At 38.7% G+C, this 16,275-nt stretch carries 7 protein-coding genes; all 7 read right to left on the bottom strand.

The window, feature by feature from the left end; genetic code table 11:
* Positions 1-16: 16 nt before the first annotated feature.
* The 7 genes from DLJ74_RS16375 to DLJ74_RS16345 all read right to left on the bottom strand — a co-directional run bounded on the left by DLJ74_RS16375 (position 17) and on the right by DLJ74_RS16345 (position 15,618).
* Positions 17-1,138: an ABC transporter ATP-binding protein gene (locus DLJ74_RS16375; protein WP_109985253.1), complete on the bottom strand. Its 1,122-nt coding sequence runs from the start codon at positions 1,136-1,138 to the stop codon at positions 17-19.
* On the bottom strand, positions 1,126-2,259 hold the full coding sequence (locus tag DLJ74_RS16370; protein ID WP_109985252.1) for an ABC transporter ATP-binding protein: 1,134 nt from the start codon (positions 2,257-2,259) through the stop codon (positions 1,126-1,128). Before DLJ74_RS16370 ends, DLJ74_RS16375 begins: the two co-directional genes overlap by 13 nt.
* A gap of 18 nt (positions 2,260-2,277) precedes the next feature.
* Entirely contained in the window at positions 2,278-3,093 is an 816-nt protein-coding gene (locus DLJ74_RS16365) for a carbohydrate ABC transporter permease (RefSeq protein ID WP_109985394.1), read from the bottom strand.
* Between the two features lie 7 nt (positions 3,094-3,100).
* Positions 3,101-4,036 (bottom strand): carbohydrate ABC transporter permease, encoded by a 936-nt coding sequence (locus tag DLJ74_RS16360; RefSeq protein ID WP_054860218.1) that lies wholly within the window; start codon positions 4,034-4,036, stop codon positions 3,101-3,103.
* A gap of 55 nt (positions 4,037-4,091) precedes the next feature.
* A complete protein-coding gene (locus DLJ74_RS16355) occupies positions 4,092-5,507 on the bottom strand; it encodes an ABC transporter substrate-binding protein (protein ID WP_109985251.1) in 1,416 nt (471 codons plus the stop codon).
* A gap of 187 nt (positions 5,508-5,694) precedes the next feature.
* Positions 5,695-6,468, bottom strand: a complete 774-nt coding sequence (locus DLJ74_RS16350; protein ID WP_054860217.1) for a DeoR/GlpR family DNA-binding transcription regulator — start codon at positions 6,466-6,468, stop codon at positions 5,695-5,697.
* A gap of 492 nt (positions 6,469-6,960) precedes the next feature.
* Positions 6,961-15,618 carry an isopeptide-forming domain-containing fimbrial protein gene (locus tag DLJ74_RS16345; RefSeq protein ID WP_181397625.1) on the bottom strand — a complete coding sequence of 2,886 codons (8,658 nt, stop codon included), beginning with the start codon at positions 15,616-15,618 and terminating at the stop codon, positions 6,961-6,963.
* Positions 15,619-16,275: the final 657 nt, after the last annotated feature.

Below are 16,275 nucleotides of genomic sequence, written 5' to 3'. Positions count from 1 at the left end.
ATACCTCCTTAAAAAATTAGATAAGTACTTTTTGTTTTTCAACACGTTCGCCTGTATTCACATCAAAGATATGAATACGATCGGAATCGAATTTAATTTTGATACCATCACCCGTATCAAGCTTATAAATTTCCTCCGACACAATACTTAAAATGTTATCTTCTTCAATTTTTATATGAATTCTACATTCTTCCCCTACATTTTCAAATACAGTGACATTTAATTCCGTAGAATACGGTTGGTCATCTGTTACAACAGAAATATCGGTTGGTCGAATACCAAAGCGGTACTCCTTGCCCTCTTCCAAATAATCTTTATATTTGTCAGGAACATTAAACCGCAATTTCCCATTTTTCGATACTAAATAAACAGATCCTTCTTTAAAGGTAGCGAAAACAGTAAATATATTCATAGGGGGTTCCCCAATAAAACCAGCCACGAACTCATTTTGAGGATGGTTAAATACCTCTAGTGGTGTTCCAAATTGCTGAAGAACACCGTCTTTTATAATGGCAATCCTATCAGCTAAGGCCATTGCTTCCAGCTGATCATGTGTAACAATAATTGTTGTACAATTTATTTCATTATGAAGATGTTTAATTTCTGTTCTCATTTTCTGTCTAACTTTTCCGTCTAAATGTGAAAGTGGTTCATCCAGTAATAAAACCTCTGGTCTCCTAATTAGGGCCCTTGCAATATTTACCCTTTGCTTCTGACCACCAGATAAAGCACTAGGATTCATCGCTAATAAATCCTTTAGATCTAATAAACTAGCCATTTTATCTATTTCTTTTTTTATCGTTTCTTTTGGTACATTTTTTGCCCTCATGTTAAAACTAATGTTGTCATACACAGATAAAGGTGGATACATCGCATAGTTTTCAAATGCTAAGCCGATATTTCGGTCCTTTGGATGTAGATCATTTAGTTTCCGTTCTCCAATCAATACTTCTCCACTTGTGATATCTTCCAAACCCGCTATCATTCGCAAAGTGGTCGATTTACCACAACCCGAAGGACCCAATAATGCAACAAACTCTCCATCTTTGGTTTCTATACTTAAATCACTAACTGCATGTATCGCTTCTCTATTCTTATAGAATGATTTATTTAAATTTTTTAATGTTAGTTTTGCCATACTACCTCTCCCTTCGCATCTTCTCTATATTTGGAAAGAAGGTTCATTTTATTAGGACCAAAAAAGATTGCTTTGTTAACATCTAATTGAACATAAACAGGTTTATCCATAGCTACTTGAAGGGTAGATGGTACGGTAAGCCTTATTTGATTGCCATCTTTTTCAACCGTCAACACCGCTTTTGCTCCCAACGGTTCAAAACTATAAGGGATACACTCCACACAATTCTCATTTTCTTTTGTAAAGCTATACTGAATATTTTTAGGTCGTATACCTAACTTGACTGAAGTAACATTCTCTTTTACATAACCTTTTATAGTTTCCGGTAGAGGTTGATTTTTTGCTTCCTCAAAGATAGATAGTTGGTTATCCTTCGTTACACTAGCGCGGAAAAAATTGATCTCTGGTTCACCAAATGAACTCGCAACAAATTCATTATGGGGGTAATAATAAATTTCATCAGGTGTTCCTATCTGCTCTATTTTCCCTTCATTTAGAATGGCAATTTTGTCTCCTAGGCTCAACGCCTCTAGATAATCATGCGTAACATAAATAGTGGTAGTGTCTAAATTTTTCTGCATTTCCTTTAGTTCTGCTCTCATTTGATGCCGAAGCTTAGCATCGAGATGGGTGATTGGCTCATCCATTAAAAATACATTCGGATTTCTTACGAGTGCTCTACCTAAACCTACTCGTTGTCTTTGGCCATTCGATAATTCTGATATATCTCGTTCTAATAGGTGATCAATCTTTAAAATGTTAGCTACTCTACTAACTTCTTTTTCTACTACTGCTTTTGGTTCTTTATATCTTGGGCTTCTTAATGGAGAAGCAATGTTATCAAAAACAGTAAAGTGCGGATATAAGGCATAATTTTCAAAAACCATCGCTATGTTTCTATCTTCGGGTTCTACATAGTTATAATGCTCTCCATCTAGATACACATCACCATAATCGGGTAAATACAAGCCTGCAATTACATTTAACAAGGTGGTTTTACCTGCACCAGCAGGGCCAAATATAACAAAAAACTCTTTATCTTTGATTTTCAAATTTATATTGTCTAGCGCAATATCTTTTTTAAATTTCTTAGAAACGGATTGTAAAGTTACATCTGCCAATGCTCTGCCTCCTTTCGATTATCCTTTTACCGAACCCATACTCAACCCTCTTACAAGGTGTTTTTGGATCGATAATGCTAATATAATAATTGGCAATGAAGCAATTAAAACCGCTCCAGCCATTTGTCCATAATGCACAGTATCTGACGCTACATACTGTAGCATGGCAACTGTTGTCGTGGTGACGTCTTGACCTGCTAACAATAACGAAAACGTAAAGTTATTCCAAACAAAAATTAATGATAATAAAGCAGAAGCAACTAAACCAGGACGAATAAGAGGCATGACAATTTTGATAAAAACTTGCCACCAGGAGTATCCATCAAGTCGTGCTGCATTTTCCACCTCCACAGAAATATCTTCAAAATATCCCCGTAAAATCCAAATCAACAAGGGTAAAGACAATACTTGAAATACCCAAATTAATCCTACATAAGTGTCATAGAGGCCTAATTCTTGATAGAGTAGGAATAGTGGTAAAACTACTAATATTTCTGGAGCAAAACGGAAGGACAAGAAGGTGAATGCAATCCCATCCCTTCCTTTAAAGTCAAAACGGGCAAGTGCATAAGCTGCTGGTACACCAACTATAATCGATAAAGCAATGGCTCCAAAACTAACAATGATATTATCTAAAAAGTATCCTATATATTCTCCATCCGAAAATAACATTCGATAGTTTTCTAATGTTGGTGTGAAAATAAAAGTAGTGTTAAACATGTCTCGATCGTGTTTAAAAGATAAAATTACTAACCATAGTAGTGGAAATATGGCAAACATTGCATATAAGACGAGTGCTGCATTTTGTAAAAAAGCTATGATTTTCTTTTTCATATTCATCCTACTTTCCTGACGCTTTATTTTGAGTATATGTCCAATATTTAACGATGAAATGACTTAAGAAATAGACAAATAGATATAAAATCAACATGAATGGTAAGGATACACCTAATTCTTTATAGGTAAATGCTTCTGTATAAGCAGTCAGTGGTAATGTCATTAAGGTATCTCCAGGTCCACCTCTTGTTAAAGCAAAAATAATGTCAAACATTTGAAGTGACAACATTAGTCGGAATAATACCGCAATGATTAACATTGGCATAATCATAGGTAAAGTTAGATTCTTAAAGGTAAACCAAGCAGATCCTCCATCTATCATTGCCGATTCAAATGGCGCCTTCGGTAAGGAACGTAAGCCTGCTAGAACCAAAATGGTTACAAAAGGTGTAAAAACCCAAGCATCAATAATTAATACAGTGATCAACGCAGTAGAAGGATCCGCTCCCCAATTAAAGTTTGTAATTCCTAATTGTCTTAACCAATCACTATAAATACCAACTGAGTTATTGGTCATTAGTTGCCAAATAATAGTGGCAATTACTGGAGCGATTACTAATGGAAAGATTAAAACAATACGCAAAGACCTTGCTAGCATATTCTCTCGATTCAAGAGGAGAGCAATTCCAATGCCTAGTAATGTTTCGATCAAAGTTGCTAAACCCGCATAGGATAAGGTGACGCCAACACTATGCCAAAAACTTGGCGATGAAAACATCGCTATCCAATTTTCCAAACCAACAAACATATATTCAGCATATTTAAAGGAATAGTTCGTTAATGAAAAATATATAGCCATCCCAAATGGAATTAAAATGCCAATGGTTAGTAAAAATGCTGGACTAAGGATAAGAAAAGGTCTCATTTTGATTTTCCAAGGTACTTTATTTGTTAACTGCCTTTCTTTCATTGCTTGTTTCTCATATGCCTCTGTTGCCATGTGCTTTCACTCCTTGTATAACAGGGCGGATAGCCTACCCGCCCTATGTAATTGCTTATTCCGCCCTTATTCTAGAAACTCTCTTTTCAATATCATCATTTAATTGGTTCATGCGTTCCTCCGCATCTGCTCCATTCACAATATCTTGTAATGCCGCAGCCCATTCTGTTGTCGTATTAAAAAATTCTGGCTGAGGTGTAAACTTAATGGTTGATTCGTCAATTAGTTCATTAAATGTCTCTACATAACCTTCAATGTCACCAATTCTTTGTTGGTATTCTTCACTTTCAAAGACAGATTTTCGTACAGGGTCTACCACATTTGCTTCAATGGCACCCCATTGCATATGCTCTTTACCAGTAAAGTATTGCATGAAGAGCCATGCAGCGTCTTTTTTCTCTGATGATTTATTCATGGCTATAGACCAGACCCACATATTCGTACCAAGATCTCCTTCTTTCGTTCTAGGTGGTGTTGTCACACCAATATTGCCAGCTTCAGGCGCTTCACCTGGTACGTTATGGAAGATCGCCCAGTTACTTGCGTCATATGTCATCGCTGCTTTACCTTGTGCTAAGTCATTAGAGACTTGATACCATGTATAACTTGACCAGTCAGAAGGTCCTGCTTCATTAACTAACTCTGCAAACATATTAGTAATCTCAATCGATTCTTCACTATTAAGGTGAGGGACTAAAGAACCGTCTTCTACTGTAAAATCTACGGCTCCATGGTTGGTGAATGAAGTCATGTATCCTGGGTGGATGGTTGCCCATGATCTAGTTCCACGAGTACCAACACCATAGCTACCTTCCCCATTCCATCCCTCTAATTGAGCACCTACTTCTATTACTTCTTCCATAGTTTGAGGTGGTGCCTCTAATCCAATCGATTCTAACGCCCGTTTATTATAATGTAATAAATTAAATTCATATGCTAATGGGACTGTATAGAGATCTCCTTCCCCTACAGGATGTCCTGGTACACCATCCCAACGTCCTGCACCTAGAATGCCTTCATAGAAATCATCTACATCATACTCTGGAGAAGTTCTAGTTTCATCCTCGATAAAGGAATCTAATTCTTGGATATACTCAGCAGTTGCATATTCCCATACCTGATATGCACCCGTCATAAAAACATCAGGGTTTCCGTTCTGTGCATTTAATGATGTCGTAAGCTTGTCGAAATAATTCTCCTCCGGGGTTAAAGAATGGTTGACAGTAATTCCTGTTTTCTCTTCAAATTCTGGGATTCTTTCAATCATCGCATCTGCATATGGATGCTGGTTCAACATAACTTCAATTTCTTCACCATCAAAGCGCTTCCAATCAAATTCATCAAACGGTTCTCTATTTGCTGATTCTGCCCCACTATCTTCACCACCATCTTTTGTAGCGCTTTCATTCGAGCATGCAAATAATAACATTAAAAGTAATAAACCTACTAAAGCAAATAGCGTTTTTTTCATTTTAAATTTCCTCCCAACAATAGCCTTGTTTTATTACCTAATTCCTTTTGACTGATCGGTGATTGCCTTCATGCCTCCTTACTTGTTTTTATTATTTCTTTCGTTTTATTTTACATTATTATCTTTTAATGTCAATATATTTCGTTTATTTTCATTTATTCATGTTATTTTAATGATTCATTATAACTTATTTTGCTTTTATTATTTTTATCGATGAGTAATTCTCCTTCATTCGCGCTAAGAAATCGTCTGGCGTATTATCATTTGTAATGAATACATCAATTTGTCCTAACTCAAGTGAAGTAATGACTGACTTGCGATTTATCTTCGTATGATCTATTAAGGCTATACATTGATCTGCCCTTTCTCTCATCATCCTTTTCAATTGTGCTTCGTGTATACTAAAGTCATTTAAACCATTTTCCACTGTACAACCATGAGCAGAAGTAAAAAATATATCCGAGTTGATTTCTGATAGAATAGACTTGCCCAAAGAACCTTCTATTTCTGTACTGCCTGGTCTCGTTAATCCTCCCACCATTATGACGCTTAATTTTGGATTCTCTGCTAGTATTTGAGCTGTGACTAGTCCATTAGTAATGACCGTTAAATTGTTCCTCGTTTCCGCTACTTTCTTTGCTAATTCTAAACAGGTAGAACTGGCATCAATCGTAATACAGGTCTTCTCTTTAATTAATGTCAATGCGGCATTACTAAGTTTATTTTTTTCGGACTGATTCTGCTCTAATCGAGAACTAAATTTTAAGCTGGAATCATATCTTGCTGGCAGCACGGCACCACCATGTGTTTTAACAAGAAAACCTTCCTCCTCTAAAATCTTCAAATCATTCCGTAAAGTGCCCTCTGATACGCCAAGCTCTTTCGAAATATGACTAATAATTAATTGTTTTCTTTCATTTAAGATCTGGATAATTTTTTTCCTTCGGCTAGGTACTAGCATATTTCCACTCCATTCTTATAAATTATGATATATTGATTTTTATTATTAATTACTTTTGTTTATTGTCGATTGATTGTATTTTTATTATTATCACACTCATTATATCTTGTAAAGTTTGTTATAATTTAATCTGATCGAAAATAAAAATAAAGATAAAATAAATAAGCAACTAAAAATTGATAATAGAATACCTCACTTTTAGTTGCTTATTTCGAATATCTCTTGTATTGCCGGAACAATAGTATTTATTATAGACAAATCACCTTATAGATTAATAACATCATTATTTCTTTGAATTTTCATAACAAAATTGACCTATATTTATATTAAACTGAACTCCCTCTAATAATTAGAGAAGGGGTACCAGATAGGAATAATACCAAACCCCCACAGAAGAATTGAGATAAGAGATAGAAGGAAAAAACAAAGAACCCTTTCCCTTGAAATTTAGGGAAAGAGCTCTTTTGTTTAATAGTTAGCAAAAAGTAGCTATTATTCGAACTTACCTTTTTTCTTTTTGCGGTACAATATGGTTGCACCAGAAAGAAGTAATAACAAGCCCACTAGAATTAAATTCATGTTGTTTGTTGCTGTATTTGGTAGCTCTTCTTCTTTATCTACTTCATCATCAATTGGTTGTAATTGCTCAGGTTGCTTAGGTTCTGTAACTTCAGGTTTTTCTTGTGGATCTTCTTCACTAGGATCTGGTGGAGAAGTCACTTCTTCCTCGACCACAATTTCTTCTGTTGGTTGCCCTGGAACCTCGATGTTAGTCGCTTCTACAGTTGCAACATTTTCAATCGATGTTCCTTCATAGCCTGTTTCAATGGTTGCATGGAAGGTCACTGTACGCCATTCCGTATCCGTGACATCTCCAAAGCTTGCCGTAATCGTTCCACCATCGATATCAGCTGTTCCTTCATGACTCACTTCTAGGCTTCCCTCTAGATAAGCAAGTCCTTCTGGTAATACATCTGTAATTTCTAGATTTTCTATGATACTATCTTTTACTGTATTTCGGGCCTGAATCGTATAAACAACAGTGTCTCCTACTTGGAATTCTTCTTTCTCTTCCGCTAGATTCACAGCAGTTTTTTCCGATTCTAATTTTGGTGCATGTGGATTAACAGTAATTTCTTCACTTGGTTGGTCTGGTTCATCTATGTTTTTACCATTTACTGTTGCCACATTCTCAATTGATTTACCAGATTGACCAGATTCTATTTTTGCGCGGAATGTTACCGTATGCCATTCGGTATTTGTTACGTCACCGAACACTGCAGTAATCGTTCCATCTTCTATGTCTCCAGTTCCGCCTTCACTCACTTCAAGGCTTCCTTCTACATAGACAAGTCCTTCTGGCAACACATCGGTAATCTCAAGATTTTCTATAATACTATCTTTTACTGTATTTCGGGCCTGAATCGTATAAACAACAGTGTCCCCTACTTGGAATTCTTCTTTTTCTTCCTCTAAGTTCACAGCAGTTTTTTCCGATTCTAGCTTCGGTTCACGTGGATAAACTAACACTTCTTCATTTGGCTTATCTGGATCATCAATATTGTCGCCATCTACCGTTGCGATGTTTTCAATATCCTGTCCAGCTTGGCCTTCTTTTACTACAACTTGGAACGTCAACGTATGCCATCCCGTATCTGTTACATCACCAAACTTACCTATGATTTCTCCATCAACAGAATGTCCAGCATCGTCACCTTCTGTATCGGTAACGGCTTGGCCATCAACGGTTAGCGTTCCTGCCACATACTCCAATCCCTTTGGTAGTACATCGCTGATCGAAAGATTTGACACAAGACTATCTTCGATCGTATTGCGTGTTTGAATCGTATACGTTAAGGTATCACCTACTTCTGGGTGCTCGGCATCTGTGTTTCCATCTGCTTTTTTCGCAATACTTGATGTTTTAGTGGATTCGAGTTTTGGTTCCTTTGGATCGATCGTAATGTCGGTGCTCGGCTTGTCAGGATCGTCCACATTATCCCCATCAGCAGTCGCCACATTCTCAATCGTGTTGCCTACTAGTCCTGAATCAATCGTTGCTAGGAAGCTCACGGTGCGCCATTCGGTATCCGTCACGTCACCAAAGGTTGCCGTAATCGTTCCATTTTCAAACATACCTTCTCCATCATGACTCACCTTTATGCTTCCTTCCACATACGTAAGACCTTCTGGTAATACATCGGAAAGGACAAAGTTTTCGACGACACTATCTGTTACGGTATTGCGACTTTGAATCGTGTAAACGACGGTATCGCCTACTTCAAATCTTTCTTTGCCTATCTCTAAATTTACTGCTGTTTTTTCGGATTCCAGATTCGGTTCTCTTGGGTAAATATTCACTTCATGTTCTGGTTTGTCTGGATCATCGATATTATCTCCATCGACGGTTGCGATGTTGGTAATATCTTGACTTGCTTGTCCTTCTCCGACGACTACTTGGAAAGTTAATGTATGCCATTCGGTATCCGTGACATCACCAAATTTTCCGAAAATGTTGCCATCTACACTATGTCCTGTGTCGTCCCCTTCAGCATCCGTGACGGATTCCCCATCGACGATTAGCGTACCTGCCACATATTCCAAGCCTTCTGGAAGGACGTCACTGATCGCAAGGTTAGACACGAGACTATCTTCGATTGTATTACGTGTTTGAATCGTATACGTTAACGTGTCGCCCACTTCTGGGTGCTCGGCATCTGTGTTTCCTTCTGCTTTTTCATGGATTTCCGATGCTTTCTCCGATTCTAACTTCGGTTCTTTCGGATCCACAATAATTTCATTCTCTGGGGTATCCGGGTCATCCACATTATCGCCATCTACTGTTGCCGTATTTTCAATCGTCTTACCAGATTGGCCAGCATCAATCGTTGCTTGGAACGTTACAGTACGCCATTCTGTATCGGTAACATCCCCAAAGCTTGCCGTAATCGTTTCATTTTCGATATTGCCTGTTCCTTCATGACTTACTTCTAGGCTTCCCTCTACGAATGTTAGTCCTTCTGGTAATTCGTCAGAAATGACGAAGTTTTCTACGATACTTTCTGTTACTGTGTTACGGGATTGGATGGTATATTCAATCGTATCCCCAACTTGGTATTTTTCCGTGTTTGTATTTCCTTCGCCTTTTTCTACGATGCTAGAAGTTTTTTCGGATTCAAATTTTGGTTCACGCGGATAAACTAACACTTCTTCCCTTGGCTTATCTGGATCGTCAATATTGTCTCCATCTACCGTTGCGATGTTTTCAATATCTTGTCCAGCTTGACCTGCTCCTACAACTACTTGGAAGGTTAGGGTGTGCCATTCGGTGTCTGTCACATTGCCAAATTGACCAAAGATATCTTTATTTACAACATGGCCAGCATCGTCCCCTTCAGCATCGGTAACAGCTTGTCCATCTACAGTTAGCGTACCTGCCACATATTCCAAACCTTCTGGAAGGACGTCGCTGATGGTGAGGTTGGACACCAAACTATCTTCGATTGTATTACGGGTTTGAATCGTATACGTTAAGGTATCGCCCACTTCTGGGTGCTCCGCATCCGTGTTTCCTTCGGCTTTTTCGGCAATACTCGACGCTTTCTCTGATTCTAGAACTGGCTCTTTCGGATCCACGATAATTTCATTTTCTGGAGTATCTGGGTCATCCACATTATCGCCATCTACGGTGGCTGTATTTTCAATCGTCTTGCCGGATTGTCCCGACTCGATAACTGCTTGGAACGTTATAGTTCTCCATTCCGTATCGGTGACATCCCCAAAGCTTGCCGTAATCGTTCCATTTTCGATATTGCCTGTTCCTTCATGACTTACTTCTAGGCTTTCCTCTACGAATGTAAGCCCTTCTGGTAATTGATCGGAAATCACGAAGTTTTCGACAACACTTTCTCTTACGGTGTTACGGGATTGGATGGTATATTCAATCGTATCCCCAACTTGGTATTTATCTGTATCGGTATTTCCTTCGCCTTTTTCTACGATGCTAGATGTTTTTTCTGATTCTAATCTTGGTTCACGTGGATAAACTAACACTTCTTCCCTTGGCTTATCTGGATCGTCAATATTGTCTCCATCTACGGTTGCGATGTTTTCAATATCCTGTCCAGCTTGACCTGCTCCGACTACTACCTGGAAGGTTAGGGTGTGCCATTCGGTATCTGTCACATTGCCAAATTGACCAAAGATATCTCTGTCTACGACATGGCCAGCGTCGTCCCCTTCTGTATCGGTAACAGCTTGGCCATCGACGATTAGCGTACCTTCCACATATTTCAAACCTTCTGGAAGGACGTCACTGATCGTAAGGTTGGACACGAGACTATCTTCCACTGTATTACGTGTTTGGATCGTATACGTTAAGGTATCACCTACTTCTGGGTGCTCCGCATCCGTGTTTCCATCAGCTTTTTCGGCAATACTAGCTGCTTTTTCTGATTCCAGTATTGGTGTCTTTGGATCGATCGTAATGTCGGTGCTCGGCTCATCTGGCTCCTCTACATTGTCTCCATTTACTGTCGCTGTATTTTCAATCGTCTTGCCGGATTGACCGGAATCAACTGTTACTAAGAAGCTCACGGTACGCCATTCGGTATCCGCAACGTCACCAAATGTTGCCGTAATCGTTCCATTTTCAAACGTACCTTCCCCATCATTGCTTACCTTCATGCTTCCTTCCACATACGTAAGACCTTCTGGTAATACATCGGAAATGACAAAGTTTTCGACTACACTTTCGGTTACGGTATTGCGACTTTGAATCGTGTAAACGACGGTATCGCCTACTTCAAGCTTTTCTTTCCCTATTTCTAAGTTCACGGCATTTTTTTCGGATTCCAGGTTTGGTTCTCGAGGATAAATGTTCACTTCATGTTCTGGTTTATCCGGATCATCAATATTATCACCATCCACGGTTGCAATGTTGATAATATCTTGACTTGCTTGTCCTTCTCCTACGACTACTTGGAACGTCAACGTATGCCATTCGGTATCCGTGACATCTCCAAATTCTCCGAAGATGTTGCCATCTACGTTATGTCCTGCATCGTCTCCTGCTTCATCCGTAACGCCTTCGCCATCTACATTTAGGGTTCCGGCCACATATTCCAATCCTTCTGGAATGATGTCACTGATCGTAAGGTTGGTTACGAGACTATTTTCTACCGTATTACGGGTTTGAATTCTATACGTTAAAATGTCGCCTACCTCTGGATGGTCGGCATCCGTGTTACCTTCAGCTTTTTCATGGATCTCCGATGTTTTCTCCGATTCAAGATCTGGTTGCTGATAGGTAAGTGGATTATTCACTTCATTCGACTCTGTTTCTTTTCTTTCATTGGTTAATAGATTGTCATAGCCTACTTGAGCTTGATTGACAATTTCATTGATTTCATCATTTACTAAGGCTTTTACCTTAAATTGAACGGTGATCCCGTCAGGTAATTCGTTAATATTCGGCAAGTCACCCAACTCCACGATGACTTTTTCTCCGTCAAAATGACCGGCGTCATCGCCTGCTTCATCGGTTAAGTCGCCTGTACCTGGACCATCGATAATTTTTAAGGAACCAGGAACATATTCGGTACCTGCTGGAATCGCATCCTCAAATATTGTATTGGCAGCAATGTCGCCACCATTGTTCTTAACGGTTACTTCATACGTTAATTCATCGCCGGCGAGCACTTCTCCTTCTGGACTAACGGATTTTTCTGCCACGACACATGGTTCTGTTCCTAGGAAGACGTCATCAAGGTAATTACCGAATGCCAATGCTCCGGTAGATGTACTAATTGCTTTAAAGCCAAAACGCGTCATTGTTTGTCCAGCTGGAACAGTATAAGTTCCTGTATAAGTTTCCCATGTAGTCCCTGTTGAAATTCTCTCTATTTCTGGCGTGGTATTGAATGGATCGGCTGTAACTGATCCAATATTAACACTCATCGTATCAACACCATTGTAACCTCTATGATTTAAACGCCAATAAATGGTCTGTCCTGGTATGGTGGGTAATTCTTGATATAACATACTATTTGTATCAGCATTTAATTCTGCAAATCTACTCGTAAGATTGTCCTTATTCGGAGTATTTGAAGGTATAGTACTCGGTCGAGCAGGGTCCATTATTTGAATAATTCCTCTTGGTGTGCGGTTGACATCAGTCGTTTCCCACCCTGGGACAGTGTCTGCATAGTAATAACCACCTCCGGCTATCGAGTTATCATAGGTACCCGGTCCCTCCGGCTTTTCAAATTCACCATTCACCAATGCTATTGGTGCTGCACAAGCGTCAATTTCCTCTTTTGGTAGGACAGTGTTTGTTACTTCATTGGTTTCCACTTGTTCTTCTGTATTTTCTAACAGATTATCATAGGATATTTGTGCTTTATTTGTCACTTGTTTCTCTGTATCCGTGTCCAATGTTTTCACTTTAAATTGCACCGTGATACCATTAGGTAAGTCATTTGTGTTCGGTAGATTGCCTAACTCCACGATGACTTTTTCCCCATCAAAATGGCCAGCGTCATCGCCTGCTTCATCGGTTAAGTCGCCTGTACCTGGACCATCGATAATTTTTAAGGAACCAGGAACATATTCGGTACCTGCTGGAATCGCATCTTCAAAGGTAGTGTCTGCAGCAATATCTCCACCGTTGTTTTTAATATTTACTTCATACGTTAATTCTTGTCCGGCAAAGACCTCTCCTTCGGGCGAAACGGATTTTTCTGCCACGACACATGGTTCGGTCCCTAGAAAAATGTCATCCAAGAAGTTACCAGCGCCTAAGCTCCCACCACCAGTACTTACCGCTTCAAATCCAAATCGTGTCGTAGTTTGCCCTGCAGGCACCGTATAGGATCCAGTATATGTTTCCCATGCCGTATTTCCTGTCGTCATCTGTGTTTGCACCGTTGTATCATATGGATTGTCTGTCGCTGGGCCGATTCGAACTTGCATCGTGTCATCACCTTGACGTCCCATATGAGATAAACGCCAATAAATGGTTTGACCTGGTGTCGTCTCTACATCTTGATATAGTAACCCATTATCAAATGCATTTAATTCTGCCCACCTGTCACCATCGACTGGTGGTGAAAAATTAGTTACACCTGCTGGAAGCCCTAGCTTATAATTCCATTGCTCGATAAGCTTTACTCCTTGAGAATCATCTGTTGTAAACCAGCCAGGAACTTCGGATTCATAAAAGAAAATTCCTGAAGCTTGATAAGAACCTCTTTCTGGTCCTTCTTCAAAACTACCATTAATCAACGCAACTGGTGCTGCACATGCATCAGGAACAGGAAGGCGTGGATAGATATCGACTTCCGCCTGTGGATTATCTGGTTCCGTGTTCAACGCATCTACCGTTGCAATGTTTTCAATGGTTCTCCCTTCTTGACCTGACTGGACAGTTACTTGAAACTCAACAGTATGCCAGTCGTTATCAAGCACGTCACCAAATTCTCCAATAATTTCATTATTGACCACTTGTCCTTTATCTTCATCTGCTTCATCTGTGACAGCTTCTCCATCTACCAATAATGTCCCTGCTACATATTCCAATCCCTCTGGTATGGTGTCGGAAATAACGAGTTCCTTTATTAGACTGTATTCCTCCACCGTGTTACGAGTTTGAATCGTATATAAAAGTGTATCTCCAGCTTCTGGATTCTCAACATCCGTATTACCCAGAGCTTTTTCGAATATTTCTACTTGCTTCTCTGATTCTAGTACGGGTGGAAATGGATCGAATTCTGGACTAACTCGTGAAGCTAAGTCGACAGATAGACCACCCTCATTTACAGTCGTCAAGTAAGTAGTACTAAGAGTTTCTGGATCAAGTATAAATAATGTGAAATGGGTATTAGTAGGACCGGAATTAAGTAGCATCTCACCACTAGGTAAGAAGCTGATTCCTCTGACTCCCCCCTCTAGTTGTCTACCATCTGTCGGTGTTATAGGAATAACACGTATAACTTCAGCAGTTTCCGGGTTCATCTGAGCAATATAGGTACCTTGAGCATTAGCTTGATTTGCAGCAAACCATAAATAACCATCACTATCAACTACCAGATCCCCTCCTACACCATCACCAGGATCATAACCAATAATTTCTTTAGATGATTTTTCCCCTGTGGTTAAATCATAAGTACCTAGGTAGTATTTCCCGTCATCGGCATTTAAATATGAATGGAGGTATTTACCGTTGTAAATCACCGCATTTGTAGCGCCTCCAGCTAGCGTATCCACAAATTGAGCCGATCCATCAGGACTAATTCTGTAAAGATTATTAGCTCTAGCTGCATACAAAAAATCTTCATTCTCTGATATAGCTAATCCATTAAGAGATGTGTTTGTTATACCTGTAATTGTAACGGTTCCTTTGACAACAGTTGGATCGTTTCCATCTATTTGGTATATCTTTCCATCGCTAGCACTACCATATGAATCAACTTCGTTAAGGGTAATTGACTCTGCGAATATTTCAACTTGATCTATTGATACATCCGAGTTTTCACTAGAAGCGGAACTATCGTTTTCATTAACGAGTTGGCTACTGGTCTCCCTAGCTGGATAATTGTCATCTCCAGTCTCACCGTCTTCCTCTTTTGATTCATTTGGCTTTATTACATCCTTTTCCTCCGAATCAACTGGTATGACAACAGCAGAATTTGTTTTTAAGAGAGTACTACCATTAATCACAACTTGAGCAATATTATCAATTTTTTCTCCAGATGTAGCATCTTCTTTTATTGTTGATGTAATCTGCAGTCTCACTTCCTTTTCCGCAAGCTCACGTAGTTGCTCTGCTGTCAATGCTAAGGAAACATTTTGACCATCTACCACTGCTTGAAAGCTATCAATAACCTGCCCGTTGAGAAGGACAGTTGTCCCTTGAACATCTACTCGTGTATCGAGCGTATCAGAGATCGTCAAAGATTCATAATTTGATAGATTCTCTGGCAATTTAACATTTATATTATATTGGTATTCCTCCCCTTTGATAACCTCTCTACTCTCTTCCCCATCAACATCTTTGGTCACAATTGGTTCCTGAATACCAGTTTCCCCTTCTGCTAAAATAAGAGGAGTTGAATAAGGTAAAGCACCACTTAAGATCACTAACATTGCCATGAATAGAATAAACGATTTTTGTATTTTTAATTTTATTCTCTTATTCAGTCGAATTTTCTTTTTCAGTTTCCTTACCTCCAGAAAATTATTTTTTGAATAATAATACATAATTTACTGACTTTACTCTTACATTAATCCCCTCTAAAGGTGAATTACTAAAAAATTGTTAAAATTTACCTTAAAGAATATACCTCCCCTATAATGAATTTATAAGTAAACGCTTAACCTCAAATTTCAACTTTATGCTACATCTCCCCCTTCAAATTGTGACAAATAATCACAAAAGGCAAAAATATTATTGACATAATAGCACGATATTCTCATTTTTTACATATAATTTGGTAATTTTGGTAATAAAGTTATATGGATTTTTTTAGGACGATAGTGTTACAGCATCATTTGTCTATATAAGTTAGACATAAATAAAAAAAAGTAAAAGTTCCTGCTTAATGTATGAAGAATAGTCAGTTCGTAACCGAATCATTTTTATTATAAAGCGCTTAAATATCTGAACTGATTTTACGCAAATATTATAGGAAAGTGACAAAGGATTAGAAGCTTATTTATAGGATAACAAGACTATTTATTTGAAATTAAAAGTATAAAAGAAGGTATTCCTGTGGAGGAGACATCTCATCAGAGGGGTGTTTTTAAATG

The sequence above is a fragment of the Gracilibacillus dipsosauri genome (genome assembly GCF_003176895.1).
Classification (GTDB): Bacteria; Bacillota; Bacilli; order Bacillales; family Amphibacillaceae; genus Gracilibacillus; species Gracilibacillus dipsosauri.
The sequence above is the reverse complement of the archived record's forward strand: the minus strand, read 5'-3'. Positions and strand labels throughout refer to the sequence as shown.

Coding starts and splice junctions, on each gene's coding strand:
- DLJ74_RS16355 (WP_109985251.1), bottom strand. CDS start 5,507: ATGAAAAAAACGCTATTTGCTTTAGTAGGTTTATTACTTTTAATGTTA.
- DLJ74_RS16365 (WP_109985394.1), bottom strand. CDS start 3,093: ATGAAAAAGAAAATCATAGCTTTTTTACAAAATGCAGCACTCGTCTTA.
- DLJ74_RS16360 (WP_054860218.1), bottom strand. CDS start 4,036: ATGGCAACAGAGGCATATGAGAAACAAGCAATGAAAGAAAGGCAGTTA.
- DLJ74_RS16350 (WP_054860217.1), bottom strand. CDS start 6,468: ATGCTAGTACCTAGCCGAAGGAAAAAAATTATCCAGATCTTAAATGAA.
- DLJ74_RS16345 (WP_181397625.1), bottom strand. CDS start 15,618: ATGGCAATGTTAGTGATCTTAAGTGGTGCTTTACCTTATTCAACTCCT.
- DLJ74_RS16375 (WP_109985253.1), bottom strand. CDS start 1,138: ATGGCAAAACTAACATTAAAAAATTTAAATAAATCATTCTATAAGAAT.